This is a genomic window from Nocardia sp. BMG51109 (assembly GCF_000526215.1).
Taxonomy (GTDB): domain Bacteria; phylum Actinomycetota; class Actinomycetes; order Mycobacteriales; family Mycobacteriaceae; genus Nocardia.
The window spans coordinates 962,765-987,509 of sequence record NZ_JAFQ01000004.1; the positions used below are offsets into that span (position 1 = coordinate 962,765).

The 24,745-nt window shown below is 70.1% G+C and carries 20 protein-coding genes; 6 read left to right on the forward strand and 14 right to left on the reverse strand.

What is annotated here, in order from left to right; all coding sequences use genetic code 11:
• Nucleotide 1 precedes the first annotated feature (1 nt).
• Both D892_RS0105890 and D892_RS49530 read left to right on the forward strand, forming a co-directional pair.
• The gene (locus D892_RS0105890; RefSeq protein WP_051499007.1) at nt 2–571 is read left to right on the forward strand and encodes an LppA family lipoprotein; all 570 of its coding nucleotides are present in this window, start codon (nt 2–4) and stop codon (nt 569–571) included.
• Between the two features lie 435 nt (nt 572–1,006).
• Complete coding sequence (locus D892_RS49530) at nt 1,007–4,117, forward strand: AAA family ATPase (RefSeq protein WP_369801733.1); 3,111 nt, start codon at nt 1,007–1,009, stop codon at nt 4,115–4,117.
• Between the two features lie 67 nt (nt 4,118–4,184).
• Here D892_RS49530 and D892_RS0105905 read toward each other — a convergent pair whose 3' ends face one another.
• Complete coding sequence (locus tag D892_RS0105905; protein WP_232235998.1) at nt 4,185–4,688, reverse strand: DUF4254 domain-containing protein; 504 nt, start codon at nt 4,686–4,688, stop codon at nt 4,185–4,187.
• A gap of 174 nt (nt 4,689–4,862) precedes the next feature.
• On the opposite strand from D892_RS0105905, the gene D892_RS0105910 reads away from it, so the two are divergent.
• A complete protein-coding gene (locus tag D892_RS0105910) occupies nt 4,863–5,702 on the forward strand; it encodes a GntR family transcriptional regulator (protein ID WP_024800359.1) in 840 nt (279 codons plus the stop codon).
• Nucleotides 5,699–6,268 (forward strand): GNAT family N-acetyltransferase, encoded by a 570-nt coding sequence (locus tag D892_RS0105915; protein WP_024800360.1) that lies wholly within the window; start codon nt 5,699–5,701, stop codon nt 6,266–6,268. Before D892_RS0105910 ends, D892_RS0105915 begins: the two co-directional genes overlap by 4 nt.
• A 68-nt stretch (nt 6,269–6,336) precedes the next feature.
• Here D892_RS0105915 and D892_RS0105920 read toward each other — a convergent pair whose 3' ends face one another.
• Genes D892_RS0105920 through eccD form a run of 3 tightly spaced genes read right to left on the reverse strand, consistent with a single transcriptional unit; the run spans nt 6,337 to nt 13,322 of the window.
• The gene (locus D892_RS0105920; RefSeq protein ID WP_024800361.1) at nt 6,337–10,404 is read right to left on the reverse strand and encodes a type VII secretion protein EccC; all 4,068 of its coding nucleotides are present in this window, start codon (nt 10,402–10,404) and stop codon (nt 6,337–6,339) included.
• A gap of 42 nt (nt 10,405–10,446) precedes the next feature.
• Nucleotides 10,447–11,847 (reverse strand): type VII secretion-associated serine protease mycosin, encoded by a 1,401-nt coding sequence (gene mycP / locus D892_RS0105925; protein ID WP_024800362.1) that lies wholly within the window; start codon nt 11,845–11,847, stop codon nt 10,447–10,449.
• Nucleotides 11,844–13,322, reverse strand: a complete 1,479-nt coding sequence (gene eccD, locus D892_RS0105930; protein ID WP_024800363.1) for a type VII secretion integral membrane protein EccD — start codon at nt 13,320–13,322, stop codon at nt 11,844–11,846. The genes mycP and eccD overlap by 4 nt, the downstream gene beginning before the upstream one ends.
• A gap of 368 nt (nt 13,323–13,690) precedes the next feature.
• Here eccD and eccA point away from each other — a divergent pair, with 368 nt between their 5' ends.
• Nucleotides 13,691–15,532: a type VII secretion AAA-ATPase EccA gene (gene eccA / locus D892_RS0105940; RefSeq protein ID WP_024800364.1), complete on the forward strand. Its 1,842-nt coding sequence runs from the start codon at nt 13,691–13,693 to the stop codon at nt 15,530–15,532.
• A gap of 94 nt (nt 15,533–15,626) precedes the next feature.
• On the opposite strand, the gene eccB is transcribed toward eccA, so the two are convergent.
• Nucleotides 15,627–17,186, reverse strand: coding sequence for a type VII secretion protein EccB (eccB, locus tag D892_RS0105945; protein ID WP_024800365.1), 1,560 nt, complete (start codon nt 17,184–17,186; stop codon nt 15,627–15,629).
• A gap of 177 nt (nt 17,187–17,363) precedes the next feature.
• Between eccB and eccE the strand changes: the two genes are divergently transcribed.
• Nucleotides 17,364–19,073, forward strand: coding sequence for a type VII secretion protein EccE (eccE, locus tag D892_RS0105950; protein WP_232236000.1), 1,710 nt, complete (start codon nt 17,364–17,366; stop codon nt 19,071–19,073).
• Nucleotides 19,074–19,208: 135 nt separating this feature from the next.
• On the opposite strand, the gene D892_RS0105955 is transcribed toward eccE, so the two are convergent.
• From D892_RS0105955 to D892_RS0105995, 9 genes are all read right to left on the reverse strand, one after another.
• Entirely contained in the window at nt 19,209–19,502 is a 294-nt protein-coding gene (locus D892_RS0105955) for a WXG100 family type VII secretion target (protein ID WP_024800367.1), read from the reverse strand.
• Between the two features lie 45 nt (nt 19,503–19,547).
• On the reverse strand, nt 19,548–19,865 hold the full coding sequence (locus D892_RS0105960; RefSeq protein WP_024800368.1) for a WXG100 family type VII secretion target: 318 nt from the start codon (nt 19,863–19,865) through the stop codon (nt 19,548–19,550).
• A gap of 94 nt (nt 19,866–19,959) precedes the next feature.
• Nucleotides 19,960–20,751, reverse strand: a complete 792-nt coding sequence (locus tag D892_RS0105965) for an ESX secretion-associated protein EspG (RefSeq protein ID WP_024800369.1) — start codon at nt 20,749–20,751, stop codon at nt 19,960–19,962.
• The gene (locus D892_RS0105970; RefSeq protein ID WP_232236005.1) at nt 20,748–21,773 is read right to left on the reverse strand and encodes a PPE domain-containing protein; all 1,026 of its coding nucleotides are present in this window, start codon (nt 21,771–21,773) and stop codon (nt 20,748–20,750) included. The genes D892_RS0105965 and D892_RS0105970 overlap by 4 nt, the downstream gene beginning before the upstream one ends.
• Nucleotides 21,770–22,108 (reverse strand): PE domain-containing protein, encoded by a 339-nt coding sequence (locus D892_RS0105975; protein ID WP_232236006.1) that lies wholly within the window; start codon nt 22,106–22,108, stop codon nt 21,770–21,772. Before D892_RS0105975 ends, D892_RS0105970 begins: the two co-directional genes overlap by 4 nt.
• Before the next feature lie 27 nt (nt 22,109–22,135).
• Nucleotides 22,136–23,611 carry a hypothetical protein gene (locus D892_RS49365; protein WP_304413523.1) on the reverse strand — a complete coding sequence of 492 codons (1,476 nt, stop codon included), beginning with the start codon at nt 23,609–23,611 and terminating at the stop codon, nt 22,136–22,138.
• A 21-nt stretch (nt 23,612–23,632) separates the two neighbouring features.
• The gene (locus D892_RS0105985; protein ID WP_024800373.1) at nt 23,633–23,944 is read right to left on the reverse strand and encodes a type VII secretion target; all 312 of its coding nucleotides are present in this window, start codon (nt 23,942–23,944) and stop codon (nt 23,633–23,635) included.
• A gap of 96 nt (nt 23,945–24,040) precedes the next feature.
• Nucleotides 24,041–24,340: a YbaB/EbfC family nucleoid-associated protein gene (locus D892_RS0105990; protein ID WP_024800374.1), complete on the reverse strand. Its 300-nt coding sequence runs from the start codon at nt 24,338–24,340 to the stop codon at nt 24,041–24,043.
• Nucleotides 24,341–24,357: 17 nt separating this feature from the next.
• Complete coding sequence (locus D892_RS0105995; protein ID WP_024800375.1) at nt 24,358–24,720, reverse strand: hypothetical protein; 363 nt, start codon at nt 24,718–24,720, stop codon at nt 24,358–24,360.
• Nucleotides 24,721–24,745: the final 25 nt, after the last annotated feature.

Here is a 24,745-nt window from a genome sequence, read left to right on the forward strand (position 1 = left end):
CTTGCCGAAGACGACCGGACGGCTACTGGTAACGATCGTCGTCGCGGCGGTCCTGAGCGGATGCGGCAGCAACTTGAACGACCCCGATCACCCGGCAACCGAAGAGGACATCGCGCACGCCGAGGCCATGATGCGGGAACTACCCGCCGCCGAGGACACCGAACGGCAACTCGCCGCCACCGTCCGGCAGATCGCAGATGCCGCGAAAACCGTTGCGCCCGCACTCGACTGGCAGGTGCACCCTGATCGCGGAATGAACCAGCTCGGGTGCCCTTCACCTTATCTCGAAGCCGATGGGGTGTCGTTCACCACAGACAGACTCATCTCGTCGGTACCGATCTCCGACACCGAATGGGCCGCTGTGTTGCCACTCGCGCGCGACGTCGCCACCCGGGAAGGCATGACATCGCTGACCGTCCAAGCCGACAAACCCGGACGACACGACGTCATCCTGCACTCCCCCGACCACGGCAACGAGATCAGGCTCGGCACCGACAAGGCCGCCCTCCTCACCGGTACCACCGGTTGCCGATTCCGTGCCGACGATCCGCGAAGGCATGGTGCCAACTGACCTCCCCGGCAGACGACCGATCCCCGGGCACGGAAACGTTGCGCGATCAGCACGACATCGTGCTGTACTTCCCCGACAACGGCAACGCGATCGAACTGGTCACGTACAGGGCCGCTCCGCACCGGTACCACCGCAGCCGGTTCGGCGCGGAAGACCTACGAAAGCAACCCGGAAACCGACGACATTCCGGACACCGCGAATTTCCGGCAATCCGGACGGAACGGGTGTGCGGAATGGCGGGCCGGGCACCGTCCGGCTGCCTGCGGCCGATGCGGGCAGCACGGGCGTCGCCGCCCGTGACGCTCGCGTAAACTACGCCCTGTCCAGGTAATCGGTCCGAGCAGATCCAGGGGGATCCGTGAGTGAGCCCAGTGAGCAAACCGTCGTCGCGGTGCCCTGGGACTCGGTGAACCCGACCGCTAGTGAGGCGCAGTCGTGAGTCGTGACAACGAACTCCCCATGCTGCCGCCGTGGCTGTCCGAGAGCGAGGTCACGCAGGTCGGCTATGAGGCGCCGGTGCAGAACCTGCCGCAAGAGGCCCTCATCCCGGAAACGCCGAAGAAGCGATTCAGTCGCAAGTCCGACAGCGGCCAGGCGGATTCCGACGGCGGCAAGAAGAACCGTAAGGTCCGGCGCAAGGACAAGCAGGAACCGGTACCGCAGCAGCCCCCGCAGTCCAGCTGGGGACAACCCGCACAGCCGGAGTGGGACCAACCCGTGCGATCGGGCTGGGGGCAGCCGGCACCGCCGGAGGCGCGGCCCGAGCATCCGCCGCGCGATCTCCACGGCGACCGCGGCCCCGCCGACGACCGGCCCGACCCGGCGGCTCCGCCGATGCCCGACGCCGGCCAGGGTTCGTACCCGAATATGCAGCCCGGCAGCGACTTTCCTACGCCCCCGCCGCAGTTCGCCGGCGGCGAGTTCGCGCCGCCGCAACAGCCTGGCCACCCTGGGCAATACCCGGCCGTCCCGCCCCCGGGTTTCGACTCGCGGCCGTCGTGGCAGTCCACCCCGCCCGACCCGATGCGCTCCGACGCCGCGCCACCGGCGCCGCCGGAGCCTGCTGCCCCGGCGCGGCCGCCGATTCCGCCCGCGCCGCAGGCGTATTCCGATTCACCGCCGGCGCCTCCCGGCCCACCCGTGAACGGCTCGGAGACGACCGTGCACGTTCCGGGCCGCCCCGACCTGCCACCACCGCCCGGCGGCGCCCCGGCGCGGCCTCCTCTGCCGGAACCGCCCGGCCCCGGGGAGCGCCCGTCGAACGCCCTGCCCCCGCGGCCATCCGAATCGCGGCCGGCGGGATCCGATCCCGCCGACCTGGAACTTACCGACGCCCCTTCTTCCGCCCCTTCGCCGGAAGCCCCGAGCGGCACGGTGGACACCGGGTCTCCGGGCGCGGCCGACACGCAGCAGCCCGGCGCGCCGGACGACCACGCCCCACCCGGCCCCCCGCCCAGGCCGGGCCCGTTCGCCGGGGAACCGGACGCTCCACTGGGCGGAGCCGACCAGGCGCGGCCGGAATCCCCCGCCGACGGCGGTTCCGCCGACCGCGGGCAGGATGGGCCCCCGGCCGGTCCGGCGCCGAACTCCTGGCCGATTCCGGCCGATCACGGCGCACCCGCGGCACCGACCGGTGAAACCTCCTCGGCAGCACCACCTTCCGCCACCGGTCGGCAGGGCCCGGCCGGCGGCTTCGGCAGTGCCGGCGACGACACCACCGGTCAGGATCCGGCCGCAAGCGGCACCACGGCTGCCGGCGGGATCCATTCGCCGCGGCCACCGGCGTCGGATCCGGCCTCGATCACCGACCGCCCGGCCACCGACCGCCCGGAGACCGGCGCACCCATGGGCCGACCCGGCGAGCAGCCGGATTCCGGTTCGTCGCAGACCACGCCCGGGGCACCGGGGTTCGGCGACCAGCGGCACGCACCGGGCACCGGTCCCCGGCCGGATGCCGGACAGTCCGGCGGCGACCGCCGGCAGGAGTCCGGCGGGCAGACCGGATGGCCCGGCGAGCAGCCCGGTTTCGCCGCGCCGCCGGGGCCGGGCTCACCCGGAACACCTACCGCGACACCGGGATTCGCCGATCAGCCGGGACCGGGCGGCCCGCACTCGAATCCGGCGAACAGGACCGTCGAGGGCCCGTACCCGCCGGGCACCGGCGGCCATGCGCCCGCCGGCGACGGGCCGACCGGAACCGGCGTGCCGGGATATCCCGCGCCGTATTCGGATTCGTCCGGATACCGTGATCCGGATCCATCCGGATACCGTGCGCCACAGGGTGATTCGCAGGGCCCGGGATACGGCCCGGCGGCCGAGTACCGTGCGCCCGGCGACCCCCGCTACGACGCGCAGGGCCACGCCCCGGCCAACGAGGGCGCCGACCAGCCCTACCCTGCGGGCGCCGACCAGCCCTACCCTGCGCCCGGCGCACCCCAGGCGCCCTACGCCGACCCGAACGGCTCGCCGGGCCCGGCCGGAAGTCCGCAGGACCCGCGCCACGCCCCGCAGCAGGGCCAGTGGCAATCCCCGCCCCAGGGACAGTGGGGTGGCGGACAGCCGTATCCGCCGCAGCACCAACCGCATCCGCCGCAGTACCGGCAGCCGTCCGGGCCGCAGCCGTCGCTGGACGACGTCCCGGTGCGGAAGGCGAAGAAGGCGCCCAACTCGGGCTGGCGGCGTGCCGTGCACCACATGTCCGGCGGCACGATCAATCCCGGCATGTCCGCCGAGGAGCGGCGGCTGCAGGAGCTGGTGGCGCGGATCCGGCAACCGGTCCGCGGTGACTATCGGATAGCCGTGCTCTCGCTCAAGGGCGGTGTCGGCAAGACCACCACCACGATGGGCCTCGGCTCGATCTTCTCCTCCATCCGCGGCGACCGGGTGATCGCGGTCGACGCCAACCCCGACTTCGGCACGCTGTCGCAACGGGTTCCGCTGCAGACCCGCTCCACGGTCCGCGATCTGCTGCTGGACCGGGCGATCAACAGCTACGCCGACGTGCGGCGGCACACCTCGCAGTCCACCAGCAGGCTGGAAGTGCTTGCCAGCGAACGCGATCCGGCGGCGTCGGAGGCGTTCAACGAGGACGAGTACCGGCAGGTGGCCCGCGTGCTGCAGCGGTACTACAACATCATCCTCACCGACTGCGGCACCGGCCTGATGCATTCGGCGATGGCGGGCGTACTGGAGCTGGCCCACTCGCTGGTGCTGATCTCGTCGTCGGCGATCGACGGCGCGCGCAGCGCCGCGGCGACCCTGGACTGGCTCTCGCTGCACGGCCACGACCACCTGGTGCGCAATGCCGTGGTGGTGATCAACCTGCCGCGGCCGGGTTCACCGAATGTGGGCATCCAGCAGCTGCGCGAGTACTTCCTCTCGCGCTGCCGCGCGGTGCACATCATCCCGTACGACCCGCACCTGTCCGAGGGCGCCGAGATCGACCTGTCCCGGCTGCACAAGAACACCAAGCGATCGCTGGTCGAACTGTCGGCCACCGTCGCCGACGACTTCGCCACCGATCACCGGCGTTTTCAGCGGTACTGAGGCGTTTTCGGCGTACAGGGCATGCCGGCCCTGCGGCACTCGCGCCGCAGGGCCGTCGGCACCCACGTCACCAGGCCGGCAGCCGGCGCTTCCCGGCGAGCACGTCGCCGATCAGATCGTCGTAGGCGTCGGCCAGCTCGGCCAGATGGTGCCAGGCGCCGTGCAGGACCTCGTCGTTCGCGTCCAGGGTCATCAGCGCGTGGTGGGCACGGACCGAGGCCTCGGCGAGCCGGTCGATGACCGAGCCGACGGTCTCGGTGTGCAGGGTGGCGCCGAGGCGATGCTGCGGCACGGTGCGCACGACCCAGTCATCGATCGCCATCACCAATTCGGCTCGGCGGCGCTCGATCTCGATGATCGCGGCGGGATCGGAATCGGGGGCGGAGCCACCGCGGCCGATCAGCCGCCGCTCCTGTAACACCGCGAGATCACGAGCGAACCACAGTAACGGTCCACCGATGACCCGATGCCCGCGACAAGCCCGCAGCATCAGGTCCGAGCTCGGCAGTAAGCCGGCCGTCAGGGATTGGACCGTCGCGGGTGCCAGCGGTGCCTCGGGCAGTGCCACCACCACCGATTGATATGTCTCCGAACCAGCCACGTTGCCTCGCCGTCATCGCCGTTACAACACATTTGTTCAGGACGTTCCTTACAATAAACCTCTGAACGCACGTGTCAAGGGTCACACGCCTGCTGGACCCGCGGGGTAGACTTCTTTTTCTTGAAGCAACAACCGAGGAGCGAGATGGCGGACGGTCCGAGGTACCAGCGGATCGCAGACCTCCTCCGTGAGGAGATCCGCAACGGCAGATGGAAACCGGGCGATCGACTACCCAGCCACAACGAGCTGGCCCACCAGATGCAGGTCTCCATCACCACCGCCCGGAACGCGATTCAGCTGCTCGTCGCCGAAAACCTGCTCTACACCGCCACCTCCCGGGGCACCATCGTGCGCAGCCAGGAGGTCCTGGAATCGGTGGTCACCAACCATATCGGCCCCGACCGGCCCAAGTCGGCGCACGACATCTTCTCCGAGACGGCACGCACCGCCGGTCGGGAACCCTCGAAACAGTTCAGTGCCCGAATGGAACCCGCCGCCCCCGATGTGGCGCATTGGCTGGGAATTCCGAAGGATTCCTGGGTGGTGTCACGGACGGTTGTCCAATATCTCGACAACGAACCGTGGTCGTGGGAGGTCAGTTTCTATCCCCGGGACTTGGCGGAAACCACCGGAATCGACTCGCCGCACGATATTCCCGAGGGCACCACGCGCCGGCTCGCCGCCCGGGGCCATACCGAAACCGCGCACCGCGACACCATCGTGGCGCGCCCCGCCACGGCCGAGGAGGCTGCCGTGCTCGGTGTCGGCACCGGCACCATGCTGCTGGACCACCTGCGCATCGGCGCCGATACCGAACGCGTCACCCGGGTGACCAGGCACCGGTCGATCGCCGCGCGCAACCGGCTGGCCTACGAACTGGGCGACGACGCCGGCACGGAGATCATCCAGCGCACGCTGGGATCGTCGCATCCGCCAGGCAATTCGCATACCTTCGGTAGCTCGCTGGTGCCCGGCCCGCCATGACGACCCGCATCCGCCGGGCCCAGCCGGCCGACCTCGGCACGATCTGCCGACTACGGCTCCAACGTACGGGCTGGCTTGCGGCACGAGGCTCGGATCAATGGACACGGGAGGGGCGGGGGCTGCCGATCGAGTCGTTTGCCCGCGCGGTGGACCACGCGATGCGCGCGGGCGAGACCTGGATCGCCGAGGTGGACGGCGAAGCGGCAGGCACCATCACCGTGAACGAGCGTGCCGACGACGGGCTGTGGTCGCCGGGCGAACTCGCCGACGCGGTCATCGTGCACTACATGATCGTGGACCTGCGCTTCGCCGGATTGCACGTCGGCACAACGCTACTCGCGCACGCCGCCGCGCTCGCCCGGTCGCGCCGGCGCACCTGGGTCCGCCTGGACGCGTGGACCACCAACGCCGAACTGCACGCCTACTACCGCGGCGCCGGATTCCACCTGGCCCGCATCGCCGGCCCGGAAGTATCCGGACCGTCGGCGGCGCTGTTCGAGCGCCGGGCCGAATCCTGGTTACCCGGCTACGCCGGCGCGACGTCCCAGCTCCAGGCGTACCGATAGCGGCGCTCCGGGCGTACTCGTCGCGACGCTCAGGACGTGCCGGTCCGAACCGGCATACCGGGGGCGGATCAGAGCTGGGGCAGGTTCGCGACCTGCACCATCTCCTGACCGGCGCGCGACACCAGGACTCCGCGGCCCGGCGGGAGTTTCATCGGGCGCACGTCGCCGATGAGCTTGCCCTCGTCCCGGGGACCGTTCATGAGCAGCGCGCTCACCGACAGATTCTTCAGACCACCCAGGATCGGGTCGTAGAGCGCCCGCGACACACCGCCCATGCGGCGGGCCACGATCAGATGCAGACCGATGTCGCGGGCCTGCGGCAGGTATTCCAGCAGCGGTGCGAAGGGATTCATCCCGCCGCCGGCGACCACCATGTCGTAGTCGTCGACGACGACGTAGATCTCCGGCCCGCTCCACCAGCTGCGCTCCCGCAGCTGCTGGGGCGTGATGTTCGAATCCGGAATGCGCTTGGACAGATACCCGGCGACCTCCGAGATCATCGGCCCGCAGGTCTGCGACGACGTCGAGTAGCCGGCCAGCTGATCGCCCTCGAGCGCGCCCAGCATGGTGCGGCGGTAATCGATGAGGATCACCCGGGATTCCTCCGGGGTGCAGTTCTCGGTCACCCCCATCACGATGTTCCGCAGCAGGGTCGTCTTTCCGGACTCGGTATCGGCGAACGCCATGAAGTGCGATTCCACGCCGAAATCGAGGACCAGCGGCTGCAGTTCGGACTCGCCGAGGCCGACCACCGCCCGGGTCGCGGAGTTGACGATCCCCCGCTCCTGCGCCTGCCGCAGCACCTGCTCGCGCGGGAAATCCATGGGCAGCATCCGGACCTGCGGTGCCCGCCGATCCGCGTACTTCTGCTCGAGTGCCTGCCGGGTGCGGGTGACGCCCTCGGCGAGGGTGCCGGGGTCGGTATCGGAATCCAGCCGGGGCAAGGCGATCAGCATGTGCAGCTGTTGCGGGGTCAGACCGCGGCCGGGCCGGCCGACCGGAACCTGGTGGGCGACACGCCTGCCCATCTCCGAATCCGAGGGATCACCCAGCCGCAGTTCGACCCGGGTGCCCAGCTGGTCCTTGACCACGGCCCGGATCTCGGCCCACCGCGACGCGCCCAGGATCACGTGGATACCGAAGGACAACCCTTGGGCCGCAAGCGAATTGATCTGCCCCTCCAGGCTCTCGAACTCCTCGCGGATCGAGGCCCAGCCGTCGATCACCAGGAAGACGTCGCCGAATCGGTCGTCCGCCAGCGGATCCGGCGCCCCCGCACCGTCGGCGGGCGGGGCCGAGAACTTGCGCCGCCGGAACTCGGCCATCGACTCGATGCCCAGTTCGGCGAAGCGCTCCTCGCGCTGGCGCAGCAGGGTGGTCAGCTCGGCGATCGTGCGCCGCACCCGGTCGCCGTCCAGGCGGCCCGCGACCGATCCCACGTGCGGCATACCCACCAGGCCGGCCATCGAGCCGCCACCGAAATCGAGGCAGTAGAACTGTACCTGCTCGGGCGTGTGGGTGGCCGACGCCGCCATGATGATGGTGCGCAGCGTCGTCGACTTACCGGACTGCGGACCGCCGACCACGGCCACATTGCCCAGCGCCCCCGACAGGTTGATGGTCAGCACGTCGCGGCGCTGCTCGTACGGCTTGTCGATGACGCCGATCGGCAGCCACAGCTGGCCGTGCACATTGACCGGCGAGCGCCAATCCGGGTCCGGCAGCAGCATATCCACGCTGGGCGACTCGTCCAGCGGGGGCAGCCACACCTCGTGTGCCGGGCGCCCGTGCCCGGTGAGCCGCTTCACGATGACGTCGAGCAGCGTGTCGGGGATGCCTTCCTCGCCGGGCGCGGCCCCGCCCGCCGGTGGGGGCGGCGGCAGCTCCAGCCGCGGATCGAAGGATGTCGCGGATTCGGGTTCCTCGGTATCCTCCGGCTCCTCCGGTTCCAGGACCTGCACCGGCGATGCGGTGAACTCGACCATCCGCTGACCGGCGATCGGCGCGCCGTCCGTCGTCACGCCGGTCTTCGGCGCCTCGTACGGACCGGAGACGTAACAGGCGTTGAAGCGCAACGGATCCGACGCGTCGCTCTTCAGATAGCCCGAACCCGGCACCGACGGCAGGTGGTAGGCGTCGGTGATGCCGAGCACCGCGCGCGACTCGTTCGCCGAGAAGGTCCGCAGGCCGATCCGGTAGGACAGATGCGACTCGAGCCCGCGCAGCTTGTTCTCCTCCAGCCGCTGCGAGGCCAGCAGCAGGTGCACGTGCAGCGACCGCCCGAGCCGGCCGATCATGACGAACAGCTCGGCGAAATCCGGCTTCTGGGACAGCAACTCGGAGAACTCGTCGACCACGACGAACAGCGCGGGCAGCGGATCCAGCGGGACGCCCGCGGCGCGGGCCTTCTCGTAGTCGTTGACATTGGCGTAGTTGCCCGACGAGCGCAGCAGCTCCTGCCGGCGGTTCATCTCACCGGCGAGGGCGTCCTTCATGCGGTCGACCAGCGACAGCTCCTCCTCCAGGTTGGTGATCACCGCGGCGACGTGCGGCAGCGACTCCAGGCCCAGGAAGGTCGCACCGCCCTTGAAGTCGACCAGCACCAGGTTCAGCTGGTCCGGCGAATGCGTGGTCACCATCGACAGCACGAGCGTGCGCAGGAACTCCGACTTACCCGAACCCGTTGCGCCGATACACAATCCGTGCGGGCCCATGCCGTATTCGGCGGACTCCTTGATGTCGATCTCGACGGGGGTGCCGTCGGGCGTGATGCCGATCGGCACCCGCAGCCGCTCCCGGCCCGCCCGCGGGCGCCAGACCTTCGCCGGATCGATCTGGGCGGCATCGGGGATCTTCAGCAGTGCCGGGAGGCCCGGATCGGCGACCGTGCCCTCGCCCAGGTTCACGATCTGGGCTGCGGTGGCCAGCCGGTACCGGCCCAGCGCACGCGCGAAGGTGACGCCCTCGGCGAGGCTCACCCGGTCGGTGGTCGCGAAGCGTTCCACGCCGGATGCGCTGCGCGCGGACACCTCGCCGTCGCCCACGACCAGTTGCAGACCCCGGCGCGCCGCCAATCCGCCCTCCGGGGCGGTCAGGTCCAGGACGGTGACCGAATCCAGGCCCGACTCGCTGATCAGGCGCTCACTACCGCTGACGTAGCCGTCGTCGATCACCACGACCAGATGGATCCGGCCCTGGGTCGGCTGGGCGTTGCGCATGAACCGGCCGCGCTCCAGCAGTTCCGACGACAGCGTGGTCTCCAGCTCGCCGAGCGAGGTGTACATCATGCGCGCGGAGCCGACCCCGTCGCGCTGGCTCGGATGTTGAATGTGCGGAAGCCATTTCGCCCACGCCCAGGCGGGTGAGTCGGGGTCGGCGCAGACGATGCCGAGGGCGAGATGGTCGGGGCCGTGGAATGTCGCCAGTTCCATGATGATGGCGCGCACCAGCATTCGGGCATCGTCGGGCGGGCCCTCGATATTGATCGCCGGGAAGGCGCGGAACGACACCGCGGTGGGCAGGTGGTGCACCACGGAATGGCTGCGCACGAACCGGCGCAGCGCCACCGTGGACACCGGCTCCAGATCCTCGAGCGGGCCGGTCTCCGGCCGGGCCAGCTTGGTCGCCAGGCGATGGCTGCCCATGCCGACCCGGACATGCCCGAAATCCGGGTCGTTGGGCCGCCTTTCCCACATCCGGCGGCTGCCGATCAGCGATTCGAGGTCGACCGGTTCCGGATGGCTCCACAGCAGGGACTCGCGCTGCTTGCCGCCGGTCCGGCGGACCTCCTTGCGGGTCTGGTCGAGATACCGGAAGTAGTCCTTACGCTCCTCGTTCAGCTCGACCGCGCGTTTACCACTGCCGCCCTTGAACCCGGCCATCATGCCGACCATCGACATGACCATCATCATCGGGAACATCAGCATGAACGGGTTCTGCAGCAGGTTGCGACCCATCATCGCCATCATGGCGATCATGCCGACGACGGCCACCACCATGACCACCGGCATCAGCTTCATCAGCAGCGGCGCCGGGATCGGCCGGGTCACCTCCGGCGGCGCGCTGAGCGCGACCTCACCGCCGGGTGCACGGGGTGGTGCGATCCGGGGTCGGCGCACAAATCCTTCGGTAGCCATGGTCCTCGCGTGATTTCGTCAGCTGTTTCGAGACATTCGGTGTCACAGGTCCAAATCGACGGGCGGTTCGGAACGGCTGCGGCGCAACGACATCGCGATCCCGCCGCCGATCACCAAGGCGGCGAGCAGGATCGACGATCCGATCACCGCGATGCGGCGCGGCCGCGGGTCCGGCCCGGTCGGCAGGACCGGCGCGGCGATCGGCTGGGCCCGGTCCGCCCCCTCGGCGATGGGCGCGGCCGGCAGCGGATCGGTGAGCGCGGCCAGCGGGTCGATCATTCCGGCGCCCACGCCGTCGTCGCGGCCGCGGCCCGGCGCGTGCGAGGTGCGCACGATGCGGTCGATCACCTGTCCGGCGGACAGTTCGGGGAATCGCGCGCGCACCAGGGCGACCAGCCCGGACACGTGCGGCGCGGCGAAACTCGTTCCCTCCAGCGGGTTGGTGCCCTGATCGGTCTGCACGCCGTTGACCAAACCGGTGCCGCCCGGCCTGCTGTCCAGCGAGACGACGTCGCGGCCGACCGCCGCGACCCCGACCCACGGCCCGTGCAGCGACAGTTCGGACGGCTGCTTGTCCACGTCCACCGAGGCCACCGTCAGCACGTAGGGCGCGAACCAGGCGGGCGTCGCGATCGTGCCGACCTGCTGCCAGCCGGTGCCCTCGTTCTGCTCCGAGCACGCCCCCTCGGACGACACGTTGCCGGCCGCCGCGACCACCACGACGTTGCGGTCGTAGGCGTAGCGCACCGCGGCGCCCAGCGGCGCGTCGGCGGTGTCGCCGCCGGCCGGGCTGCACGCCACCTCGGAGATGTTGATCACCGTGGCACCGAGATTCACCGCGCGCACCACCGCCGCGGCCAGGGTGAAGGTGGTGCCGTAGCCGGAGGGCTGGATGGCGCCGGGGATGTTCTGCGAGCCGCCCTGGACGCGCTGGTAGGCCAGGCTCAGCTGGCGGATGGTCAGCAGGTCCGCGTCGGGCGCGACGCCCGAGAAGGCGTCCCCGGGACTGGGCTGGGCGCCGATGATGCCGGCCACGATGGTCCCGTGGCCGTCGCAGTCGGCGGTGCCGTCGGAGTTGGAGACGTAGTCGCCGGCGGCCTCCAGCCGCGGCAGCCGGGGGTGCCGGTTGACCCCCGTATCGATCACGGCCACCTTCTGTCCGGCGCCGCGGCTGAATTCCCATGCGGCGGGCAGGTTCAGCACCCGCTGGGCGATCGGCGGCTCCTGCGGCGGGCCACCCGTCAGCGTCGGCTCCGCGCATTCCGCCGACTGTTCGGTGGGGTCGGGCGGGGCGGGACGGTCGGCGAGGCCCATCGCCTGCCCGAGCGCGCCCGGATCGATCACCGGCGGCCCGACCGCCGCGGCGGGGACCGGAATCGTCACCGCCAGCGCGACGGCGGCCGCGGCGGCGGCCACCGTCCGAAACACCAGCCGGACGCTCATAGACTCAGGTCCCGGGCCATCCCGTAGATGCCCATGATCCAGAGGATCAGCGGGACCAGCGAGATGATCAGCATGTACTCGATGATCTCGATCGTGCGCCGGATGACCGGGGTCGCCTCGATGCGCGGCCCGACGACGCCGAATGCCACCGCGCCCGCGGCGAATACGACGAGCAGGCCGGCGAGCAGGGTCGGTGACTCGTGCCGGCCCGCACCGACGACGGCCAGCAGTGCCAGCCCGAGCAGCCCGCCGCCGGCGATGAGCACGGTCGCCTGGACCAGATCGGCGAACGACCGCCCGCGCAGGCACAGGATGATCGCGGTGACCGCGGCCAGAACGGGCCCCTGCCACCGCCCGCCGATCGGGTCGGCGGCGCCCAGGGCGCCGAGGACCATCGACACCGTGCACGCGACGACGAGGCCGGTCTGGAACTGGTTGGCCAGCCGCGCCCGCTGCCCCAGCCCGACGGCCGAGGGGAGCGCCGTGGCGCCGATCGCCCCGATGCCTTCGATCGTGGGCCGCGGCTCGTGATCGGCCGGGTCGATCGCCGCACCGGCGGTCGGCACCGGCGGAATGGGTAGCCGCGCCAGCATCGCCGACAACCGCGGAACCATCGACAGCACAATGATTCCCGCGACCAGCAGCCCCGCGGACAGCCTCTCCACGGCCGGACCCCACACCAGGTGGACGCCGGAGGCCACCAGGCCGATCAGGCCGAGGGTGGCCGCGGCCGAGCACAGCGTGGCGCCACCGCCGATGACGCGGATCCCGGCCACGGCGGCCACCAGCGCGACCGTGCAGCCCAGCAACAGATTCGCATCGCTCAGCGAGCCGGGGACGAGCAGTGCAGCACCACCGGACAGCAGCAGCAGACCGTCCAGCAACAGCCAGACCGCCGTGCTCGGATCGTCGTAGCGGCGGGCCACGATGCCCGCGGCGACATAGGCGACGCATCCGGCGACGGCCAGGATCAGGGCCGGCGCCACCGGATCGCCCTGCGAGCGCAGCACGGCCAGCACGACGAGCACGGCCACCACGCTGACGGTGGACAGGACCAGGCCCAGCCACCGGGCCGCGGTCGCCGTCCAGCCGCGGAACTCCTCGCTGGTCAGCCGCGAGACCGCGTCGATGACGTCATCGAACAGCGCCGGAATCTCCTTGGCCGCAACGGGTCGCAGCACCAGCAGTTCGCCGTCGTAGACCTCGGCGTCGGTGAGGCTGCGGCTCGGCGACAGCGCGTCCTGCCCGACTCGCGACAGCGTCCAGTGCTGCGCGCTCTGCGGCACGGCGTCCTCGTCGGTCTCCGTGATATCGGGATTGCGCGAGTCGATCAGGCGGACCAGATCGCTGATGAAGGAGGCGATCGGCACGGTGGCCGGGAGCCCGACATCCACCTGGGTGTTGCGCCCGATCACCGAGACCCGGCAAAGGTCCGGCTCGGTATGGCGCGTGCTGCTGGTCGTCGACTCTGTCACCGGCTCGACGCCTCCGGACCGACGACACAAATTTTCAGGCCGGCGCCGTAGGCGGACACGGCACCGTGTCCGGACCGGGCCGGGACGGTCGGAACGATCCGGCCGCTGGGCTCGCGCCCCCCGTGGACTACCTTCGCGAAGCTCAACTCCCGCACCAGTTAAAACTCTCACATATCGGCGACATCCGCACCGGCACCCACCGGTTTCGACGACCAATCTAAACGACACGGGCCGGCGTTGCGGTAGTTACGATGGGAGGTACCGGTGCTCGTGTGGGAACGCTGACGCCTGTCCGACAAGCGAATGCACCCACCCGGGACGCTAGGATTGCCGAGCAACGACGGACGAGATCTCGGGGTTCACGATCAATGAGTGGCAACCGCCAAGCACAACGCGCCTTCGACGCCGGCGTCCTGTCCCTGGGGCTGTCGATCGAGGGACAGGAATCGACCCGCGACCTCGAGTACGCGAAACTCGCGTTCCAGCGCGCAACCGAATGGGATCCGGGGATGTGCGATGCGTGGCTCGGCCGCGCCGCCGCCGGGGAGATCACCCGCGAGGTGCTGTTCAACCTGTACAACACCAGCGCCGATTCGCTGTACCGCGAGCAGCGCCGGCTCGGGCTGAAGCAGCGAGAACTGGCGGGCCGCTTCCTGCCCGGGCTGTACATCGACTATCCGCTGGCGAGTCTCACCGAGATCTGGCTGGCCTGGGCGGCGCAGCTGATCGCCGACACGAACTACGACGAGGCCGAGAAGGTCCTCGACGAGCTGGCCCAGCGGCGCTCGGGGCGGCTGAACGATCCCGACCGCGCGACGGACGACGCGATCTCGGCATATGTCCGCGGCGTGCTGCACTACAACACCCAGCGCTGGCCGGATGTGATGTCCGTGCTCGCCGCCTCCGCCGAATGGAGCGATCCGTTCCTGGCCTGCGGCGCCCACGTCATGGTGGGCACGGCGTGTGCGCAGCTGGGGCTGTTCGGTGAGGCGTTGCGCCGGATGGAACAGGCCGAGGCCGGCCCGATTCCGGCGGCCCGCAGCACCGCCATGTTCTGCCGCGGGCTGTGCCTGCGCGAGACGCAGAACGAGGATCAGGCGCAGGCGCTGTTCGAGAAGGTGTACTCGCAGTCGCCCGATTTCGAGGCCAACACCACGGCGATGCGCGACCGCACCTACCGGATCACCGTCACCAGCCGCGAGGCCATCGAGAGCCGGACCGATCGCTGGGATCCCGCCTCGGCGCCGTCGCTGGAACAGCTGCAGGACCAGGAGATTCAGGACCGGGCGCGGGACGTGCTCGCCGAGGCGCGCAAGGAGCTGGACCGCCAGATCGGTCTCGGCGCGGTGAAGACCCAGGTCGCCAAGCTGCAGTCGACGGCGCAGCTGGCCAAGATCCGTTCCGAGAAGGGCCTGTCCAGCTCGCCGCGCGGCCAGCACCTGGCCTTCACCGGACCACCCGGAACCGGTAAGACGACGATCGCCCGGGTCGTCGCCAAGATCTATTGCGGCGTCGGCATTCTGCGCACCGACAAGGTCGTGGAGGCCAAGCGCAGCGACTTCGTCGGGCAGCACCTGGGCTCGACCGCGATCAAGACCGAGAAGCTGATCGACAGCGCGATGGACGGTGTGCTGTTCATCGACGAGGCCTACACGCTGATCCAGCAGGGCCTGTCCGGCGGCGACGCGTTCGGCCGCGAGGCGGTCGACACGCTGCTGGCCCGCATGGAGAACGATCGCGACCGCCTGGTCGTCATCATCGCCGGATACGACGGCGAGATCGACCGCTTCCTGCAGGCCAACGACGGCCTGGCGTCCCGGTTCTCCAAGCGGTTGCAGTTCCCGTCCTACTCCGCGGAGGAACTGGCCCAGATCGCGAGTGTGATTGCCAAGGCCCGGGATTCGCAGGTGTCCCAGGACGCGCTGCAGGTGCTGACCGAGGTGTGCGAGAAGCTCTACCAGATGGAGAGCACCGACCAGAGCGGGCAGCCGCGGCGCGGTGTGGACCTGGTGGGCAACGGCCGTTTCGTCCGCAACGTCGTGGAGGCGGCGGAGGAGGAACGCGAATTCCGGCTGGCCAACGACGATTCGATAGATCTGTCGGCGGTCGACGAGTCGATGCTCATGCGGATCGAGGCCATCGATATGCGCACCGCGCTGGACGGTCTGCTGTCCTCCATGAACCTCGACCTGGGCACGCCCCGCACCTAGCGCGCATCGGGGTCGTCCCGGCCGGTCGAGCGGGACAACCCGGCCGGCACCGGCCGGGTTCAACCCACCGGAACTTCAACCCACCGGAACAGGGTCAGCCCGCCGGAACGGAAGCGGCGTCGCCCGCCGACCTCGCAGAGCCGCTGGCGCTGCCGTTGCCCGACGGAAGAGTGTCGTGGCTGTGCAGCGCCTCGGCGGCAGACAGGGTCGGCCCCGGGACCAGCTGGCCGACGACGGACCACGGCGCGAGATGCGGCGTGGAGCCCAGCCCCAGGACGCCGGCGGTGGCGGCGTCCGGAATGCCGTAGCGAATGCCGTTGTCCGCGACGTAGAACAGGCTCTCGCGGCGCATGCTTCCGGGCTCCATCCCGGTCACCTGAACGTATTCACCGGATCCCGGCTCGATGTAGGCGGCGTCCACGCGATCCCCGGAACCGTCGGCGGTCGTCATCTCCACCGGTTGCTCACCGTCGGGGACCGGCAACCGGGTACCGGCGAGCAGGGTGACGGCGGCACGCTCCGCGGGGCCCTCCGCGGTGGACTTCCCCGCCGAGACGGTGCCCGGATTCTTCGTCCAGGACACGCAGGCCACCGGGGCGTCCTTGGGATCGGCGATGGCCGGCGTCTGCGAGGGATACTCGTCGGTCCGCAGCGTGTGCACCTGCGGGACGCGGTCGAGCACGTCCGGTGGCACCATGGCGATCTGGTTCATGCCCTGGGAGTTGGCATTGCGGATCAGTTCCGCGGTGAACGAGCTGATCGGCTGCACCCCGTTACCCAGCACGACATACAGGTCCGGATTGCCGCCGCTGTTCAGGCCGGCCACCGAGATCACGCCGCCCACCGGCACATTCGACAGCGGACCGGGCCCGGGCTGTCCGGCTCCGGCGATCGTCGGCGACTCCACCGGAGGCACCTCGCTGGTCGCGTTGAGAAGTCCGGGACCGACCTCCCGCGCCCGATGCGCCGACAGGCCCAGCGTTCGCACCAGCGCCGAATTCGTGGGATCCAGCCGGGCGCGATGCCCGTCGTACACCAGGTAGGTCTGGCCGTCGTGCTCCACCAGCAGCGCCTGGTTCGACCCGACCGGGTGGATCCGGTCGCCGAGGTCCGGGCCGCCCGCCACGACCGTCGTCGTCGCGCCGCCCGAGCGCGCGCTGCCGGTGCTGGACACCTCGATCTGCTCGCACAGCGTCCAGGCCGAGCCGCTGCCCTGGCCGGAGCCCGGCAGGGCGCCCGGCGCGCCGGGGATGCCGAGCAGCGGCCCGCGCGCCAGATCGTTCAGCTTGCTGTCCTTGACCTGATGCGGCGCGGCGTTGCTCTTGGTGATCAGCCGCGCGGAGGCGAGATTGAGCACCGGATGCAGCGTCTGCGAGCCGTCCTTGCTCTTCACCACGACATACAGCGCGCCGCTCTCCTTGCCGGAGACGATCAGCGCGTCGCCGATCGAGCCCTGCGGCTTCAGGAAGGCGAGGATGGCCGCCCCCGCGATGATCAGGATCCCCAGGACGACACCCACCATCAGGGATCTGCTCTGCGACCGCATCGGATCGTGCAGCATCCGCACGTCACGGCGCACGAGGGCGTGGTCGAGCCGACGCAACAGGAACCGGTAGCCGTTCACCTGCGCCTTGGTTGTCAGCTGTGCTGGCACTGGCCTTCTCCGTCGAGCTATCGATCACGGTGTACGGGCACACGGTACCGTAATTCGACTGGCGATCGAATCCGAGTTCCGGCAAGGTGATTCAGTTGGAACGGTCGACGAAATCCGGGCGGGCGACGAAGCGGTGAAACGATGAGGCAAAATCAGCAAACGACCGGACAATCATCGATGTACGACAGATTGCGGGATCCGGAATTCTGGTTGTTCCGTGTCTATCCGCTCCGCGTCGTCGTTCCGGTGCTTCTGGTCGCGGCCGTCGCCGCGTGGATCGTTCTCGCCACCACCGGCATGATTCTCGTCGCCTGCGCCGTCGCGGCCGCGGTGGCGCTCCTCGGGCTGATACCGGTGCGCGGCCGCACCCTGACGGCGCGGATCGGCGCCGCGCTGGCCCGGCGGCAGCCGATGCGCCCGCAGCGCCAGATCGAGGCGGCCCCCGCGGTCGACGTGCCGCAGGCCGAGGGCGGCAGCTACGGCATCCGCTGGGACGGCGACCTGCTGCTCACCATGCTCCGCATCGATCCGCCGCCCGATACCCTCACGCTGCTGCGCCGGGGCAGCCTGAGCACCGATCATCTGCTCGGGCTCAGCCGCATCGCCGCCTGCCTCGAACAGTTCGACATCGCCCTGGACAGCATCGACGTCGTCAGCGTCGGCGCACGCACGGCCGGCACCGGTGTCGCCGCCCACCTGTACGAGCAGATTCTCGGCCCGCTGCCGGCCGTCGCGCATCGCACGGTCTGGCTGGTGCTCCGGCTCGATCCGCTGGCCAACGCCGAGGCCGTGGAGAAGCGCGGCGGCGGCGGCGAGGGCGCGGTGCGCGCGGCCGTCATCGCCACCCGGCGCATCGCCAACCGGCTGGCCGCCGACGACGTCGCCGTCTCGGTGCTGACGGCCGCCGAAATGAATTCGGCCGTCCGGCAACTCACGCACGGATTCGATGTCGACGCGCTCACCGAGACGCCGCGGTCGCTGCGCACCGAGCACCGGCACCTGACGCACTACCGCATCGATACCGCGCTGCTGAACCCGCGGGGCCTGGCCGAGATCTGGTCCACGCCCAGCCTCACCACCGCGGTGACGCTGCGGCTGTGCCGCGGCGCCGACCGCACGTCCACCCGCCGCGACCACAGCGGAACCGTGGTCCTGAGCGCCGTGGTGCGGTTCGACACGATCGCGGAACCGGAGTCGCCGCCGCTGCCGGGGCTGCGCGAGCTGCACGGCCAGCAGCTGCGGATGATGCTGGACACGCTGCCGATCGCGGCCGCGGGCCGCTGGGACCGCGGCACCGGATACCGGGGCACGCTCGCCGCGATCGAGGAGATCGTGGTGCCCACCGCCGGCTGCGGGCAGCTGATCGGCGCGGACGAACAGGGACAGGGCATCGCCGTGTCGCTCATCGGCGACGGCACCCGCCACCTGGAGGTCATCGGCAATCTGGATGTCGCGCAACAGGTCATCCTGCGGGCGACGGCGCTGGGCGCGCACGTGGTGGTGCACACCGCCCGGCCCGACGCCTGGCACACCATGGTGACCCATCTCGCGGCGCCGCATCTGGTCTCGATCGCGCCGCGTTCCGCCGGAGCCAGCTACCATCCGCCCGGCCCGCCGCCGCCGGCCGCGGCGCCGTACCCGAGCACGACGGTGCTCGTCTACGACGGAATTCCGCCCGCCATGCACGCCGGCGGGGCCACCATCGTGCACGTGCGCAACCCCAGCGATCCGAACGGCCAGATCGAGGCCGACGTGACGCTGGTACAGGATCCGCACGCGCCCAACCGGATCACCGTCCGGACCGCCGCGGGCAGCGCCACGGTCATGATGGTCACCACCCCCGACGAGATGCAGTACATCGGGGAATCCGTGGTCGCGACCCGATAGCCCGGACAACCCACAGCCCGCCCGAAAACCACAGAGCCCGCCCGAAAACCACAGAGCCCGCCCGAAAACCACAGCGGCCCAACGACAAACGGCCGGCCGGACCAAGTCCGGCCGGCCGTTCAGGCTGGTGCGACGTCAGAACGCCGCGAAGCCGTCACCGACCTTCTTGTCGGCGTCGAGGGCGCGGTTCAGCGACTCCTCCACCTGGCCGGCGAGCTTGTCCAACTTGTCGAGCGTGTCGGACAGCTCGGTGGTCACGTGACCGTGCGCGGTGTTGAAGTTCTCGATCGCGCTGTCACCCTGGAGATTCGCGCGGAAGTTGTTGGCCGCGGTGTTCAGGGTGTCGATCTCGCCCCGCATCTTGCCGCCGTGCGTCTGCAGGTCGCTGAACAGTTCGTTCATGGCGGCGGGATCATACAAAATCGTCATGAGATTACCTCTGTTCGAAGGGGATGGTTATCCGGCGGAAGCGGATCACAGGTTGGTGTGCCCGCCGCCGCCACCGCCACCGCCGCCGAGGCCGGCGGAGTCCATGTTGACCAGGGTGGACTTACCGCTGTTGACAGCGTTGTTGAGCTCGTCGAGCTTCTTGTTCAGCGACTCGGACTCGTCGTGCCATTCGTTGGCGACCTTCACGAACTCGTCGTGCGCGTCACCCTTCCAGCCCCGGACCACCGCCTGCGCGGCGTCGTCGATCTCCTTGACCGACGTCCGCAGCGTGGAGATGGCGTCTTCCATTTGGCTGACTACGCTATCTACGCCACCAGCTTCTACACCTACTGCACCTGCCATGACAGGATCCTTCCTTTACTACTGTGTCGAAATCCATCGTGGACGGCCTGAAATTCCGCCCGGGGAGAGGAGATTCGTCCTACTCGGTCGAGTCTTATTCGGGCGCCCACCTCCCCCCAGGCAGACCCTCGATCAGCGAGGCGACCGCCGAGGCCACCCGGTGATCACTGCCCGGTGTCATCGTGGCCCAGGTCTGGTGGTCGGCGGCGACGGTGGGCGCCACGACGATCCGCCCGTGCTCGGTGTCGTAGACCGCGACCGCGCCGGGCGCCGGGGTGGTCACGCCGTCACCGTGCCGATAGGCGACGATCTCGGTGACGGTGTGGCAGCTGCCGAACGCCATTCCGGCGACGGTGGCATCGCGGCCCTCCATGCCGAGGGCGAAGAAGGCGTCGGTGTATTCGGCGCTGGTGGTGGCCTCGTCCAGCCGCCGCGCCAGGTCGTCGGCCGGCACCCGCAGGACGGCGATCGCCGCCGGAGCACAGGACGGCATGGCCCGCAGCACCGGCCGGGCCGGTGCGTCCGGCGCCTCGTCCACCCACTCCGACCGGACCTCGATATCGTCGCCGCGCCGCACGGCCAGCGCATGCTCGAGGCCCTGGCGGGCCAGGCAGATCCGCACCGTGCCGTCGCCCGAGTACACCCGGGCGGCCAGCTCCGACTCGGGCTGCGCCAGCACGCGCATGGCCTGGGCGACATCGTCGGTCACCTCACCGGAACCGTCGAATATGCCGGAGCGGGTGAGGTTGTCGACCGCCGCCTCCTGGGCGAGCTGCCACTCGCGGTAGTCGTCGTGCGCCGGGCCGACCGCCAGTGCCAGCGGCAGGGTTTGCACGCCGAGCCGGTCGGCCACCGCCAGGAGGCCGTCATTGGTCAGCACCGTCATGCGGGGCCTCCCGCCGCGGACTGATCCGGCTGCGGAGTCGCGTGCCGGGCCGGCTCGACGCCGCCGAGGACGGCGGGCGCCGCCTGCAGATCGGTGTCGGCACCGATGTGGTCGGCCTCCTCGCCGGGCAGGCTGGCGCGCGGAAAACGGGTGGCGTCGCCGCCGGCGGCCGGCGCCGCTCCACCCGGCGCCATCGGAATCGGGTTCGATGCCTCGCCGGGGGCATGGACCGGAACCGGTTGCGGGGTCGGCTGCTGGGTGGCCGCCGCCTGCGAGTGCATCGTCGCCGCCCGGTACTCGGTGAGCGGCCGCGGCACGGCCGCGATCGACGGAATCGCCAAGGCGCCCAACGGCATTCCGATACCACCGGACATGCCGGCCGGCAGGGTCGGGGCGGCCGCAGTGGCTGCGGTAGCTTCCTCGGAGGCCAGCGCCGTCTCCGGCGCCACCGCGGGCGGCGCGTTGTGCTGCCACGACGAGGCGAACGGTTCGCTGGCGCCCTCGTAGGTGCGCATCACCCGGGACGCCAGCGCCTTCGCCGCGTCCTGGTCGGCGTCGGTCTGCGCGGCGACCGCCTTGATCGGGGCGCCCAGCATCGCGCCGACCATCTCCAGCGCCTGCTGCGCCTGCTGGATCACCTGCATATCGGTCACGTTCGGCATGGCCAGCAGGGCCACCTCGTACGCGACGACCTGGGCCTGGCAGCGGGCCGCGTTCTGCCCGGCCGCGGTGGCCGCCTCCGCCAGCCAGTCACGCAACGTGGAGATCTGCTCGATCACCTCGGGACTGCGACCGGACTGCCACGCCGTGCGCAGGTCCATGATCGCCCGTTCGTACTCGACGACGGCCGAACCGAATGCCGCGGCCAGCCGCGTCCACGCGGCCGCGGCCTCCGCCATCGGGACCGCACCCGCGCCCGTGGTCAGCTCGCGCGCGAGCCGATCCGGCTCGCGCGCTTCCCATACCACGCCGGTGAACCCGGGTGTCGGTGGTTCGATCATCGACTCGTTCTGTCCTGTCACACGGTGTCCGCGCCACCGAGGTTGCCGGCGTTCGCACTGTCCATCGCCCCCAGCGTGGCGGCCTGCGCGCGCAGGGTCGCCGCGAGCTTGCGCATCTCGCGCACGCTGGCCTGGGCGCTGTCCAGATACGACGTGGCGACCTCGTTGGCGGAGTTCGCCGCTCGCACGGACACCTCGTCGGTCCCGGCCGATGGCACGGTGAGCGCCTGGGTCGCGGCCTCCAGGTCCGCGGACAGGCGATCTCCCAGTGCGTCCAGGCCGGTGGCCGCTCGCCCGGCTGCGGCCGGATCGAACTGCACGCCGCTGAAGACGCCTCCCGGTGTTTCGGTACTCACGACGACCCTCCTCCTTCAAATCCCACGTCAGAGCGTGAGATCTTTGTCCGGTGGCGCTTCCGACACCTGATCGGGCGCGCCGACAACCGGTAGCGATACTCCTTCGATACGGCCGACCACTTCGTCGCCGTGCTGACCTGTGACGAGGTTGTTGCGCGCGCCGTCGTCGATCCCGCCGTCGCCGGCCCGCGCCCCGCCGGCGGCCGCCCCGCCGCCGCCCATCGGCATGTAGCCGCCACCGCCGCCCGCCGCCGAACCGCCGATGGGTGACGACATTCCGCTGAGGTTGCCGCCGCCGGCCGCGGCGGCCGCCGAACCGCCTGCCGCGCCGCCGATTCCGGCCGCCTGCGTACCGGGCCAGGGCGCCAGCGGCGTAGGCGCGGCGGCGACGCCACCGACTCCACCCGCACCGCCGAGACTGCCCAGGCCGCCGCCCGCACCGCCGCCCCCGGAACCGAGGGCGCCGAGCTTGGCCGGATCCGTCTCCGAATGCTCGGCATCGATCGGTTTCGCGGTGCTCAGCGACGTGTTGGCCTTGGCCAGCTGGCCGATCTGCTGCCCCGCCTGGCCGACCGCGCTACCGGCGCTGAGCAGCGGGGTGATCATGCTCAGCAACTGCGTAACGTCCTGCGTGCCGGCATTCTTGACACCGGTCGGCGGCTTGGTGACCTTCACCTTGGTGCCGACCTGGCTCATCACGCCGCTGTGGCTGGCGAGCTCCGCCTTGGTCTTGACCGTGATCCCCAGCGCCTCGGCGATCGACTGGACCGTCGAGCTCACCAGGTACACGGCACCCGCGCCGGTGGCCGCCAGCAGCGGCGCCAGCGCCATCGTGGCCGACTGCTTGGTCACGACACCCGACATCAGGGCGCCGCCCGTCGCAACGCTTCCGGCGGCACCCGCCAGCGACGCCTTCTGCCCGACGCTCTGGTTCGCCAGCTGCGCCGTATTGTCTTGTGCCTCACTCGCCTTCTGGGACGCCTCCATGGCCGCCATGCCCTGCCAGACCGCCATCACGGCCTGTAGCCCGGTGGTGCCGAGCTGCATCACCGTCGACAGCACCTGGGTGACGCCGGACAGCATCTGGGTGGGGTCCTGCGGCATGCCCGGCAGCGCGATCGGCGCCGCCGGTGGGGGTGGGGGTGGTGGTGGCGGCGGCGCCCCGCCCTCCGCCGGTGCCTCACCCTGCGCCGCGGCAGGCTCGGCCGGTGGTGGCGGCGCGGGTTGCGGTGCGCCACCACCGAATTGGCCCGAGCCGAAGGCGGAGGCCAGATCGGTGAGCGGACGCATCAATGCCGCGGGATCGGGCAGCGGCACCGGCGGCAGGCCCGGGATCGGCGACGCGGCCGGAAACTGCGGCAGCGGCGGCAGCCCGAGGCTGTGCAGGATGTCGCCGACCGGCTGATCCAGCATCGGCGCCAAAACGCTGCCGCGCAACAGATCCAGCACGGTCGGATCCACCGGCGCGCCGTCGGGCGGTGGATTCATACCCGGCGTACTCATTCGATATCCTCGGCGCCTCTATTACGCGTCGACGGCGCGAATGGAATCGCCCGAACCATGATCGGTCGTCTCATAGGTTCCGGCGGCCTCGTGCGCGGTCAATGCCGTTCCGGCATGGACGGCGGCCAATTCCATCACCGAGGACAGATGATTGGCCTGGGCCCCGGCAAAAGACAGCAGGAATTCCTGGCCGATCAACCCGAAAACGGGAACGCACGCCGCCATCGTCGCGGCCTGGTCCACCGACCCGGCGCTCGCCACACCGGCCGCCATCGCCGCCGAAGAGTGTCCGTAGGAACGCAATGCGTCGGGGGTCACTTCCACATGATTCATGATCCTCATCCAATCCCGAAGCATCTCACGATGTTTCGTTGCGCTGCCCTTTGTTGCCTATCCGTTCCGCAACCGTGACGTGTTAACGACATGCGCTCATCCCCCCTGCTCGGCATTGAACGCTTCGACCAACTCCGCCTGCTCGCCGAACGCGCGCGCGGCGGCGGCGCGGGCCGTGCCCACCAGCGCGGATTCGAACTCGTCCGGTGTCATCTGCCGAATCGCCTCCGTGAACCGCAGGTCCAGCAGCGTCGCCGAGCCGTCCACGGTCACGGTCACCGCGCCGTCGGGCGACGTCTCGGTGACCTCGATACCGTTGAGCGAATCGCCCAGATCCTGAATACGATTCAGCTGGCCCTGCACCCGGGCGATCAGCTCGTCCATCGTCTCGACCATGAATCACCTCACCGGACTCATACCGAACGCAGCCAGCTGTCGGGCTGCGTCTCATATTCTTGCTCTTCGACGATCTCTTGACGAGCCACCGTTTCCTTGGTGGGCAAGCCGGCCAGGGACAACATCTCCGGCGTATATCCTGCCTGCTCCAGATACTCCCGTCGAGCCAATCCGGCCCGGCCGGCGGACTTCTTGCACAGTCTTAATATTTCGTTAGCCAACGTGTCGGGTTCACGTTGCAGTTGGTCGGGCTCGATCCGAATCCCCAGGGGCAAACCACGTTCCGCGGTCCGCACGACGATCGACCCGGTCAATGACGAGGCAGTGAACTCTTGCGGAAACTCCTCCGCATCCGGCCGATCCGGGTTCTCATCTGTCATAGCTGGCCTCTCTCACACGCTGCCC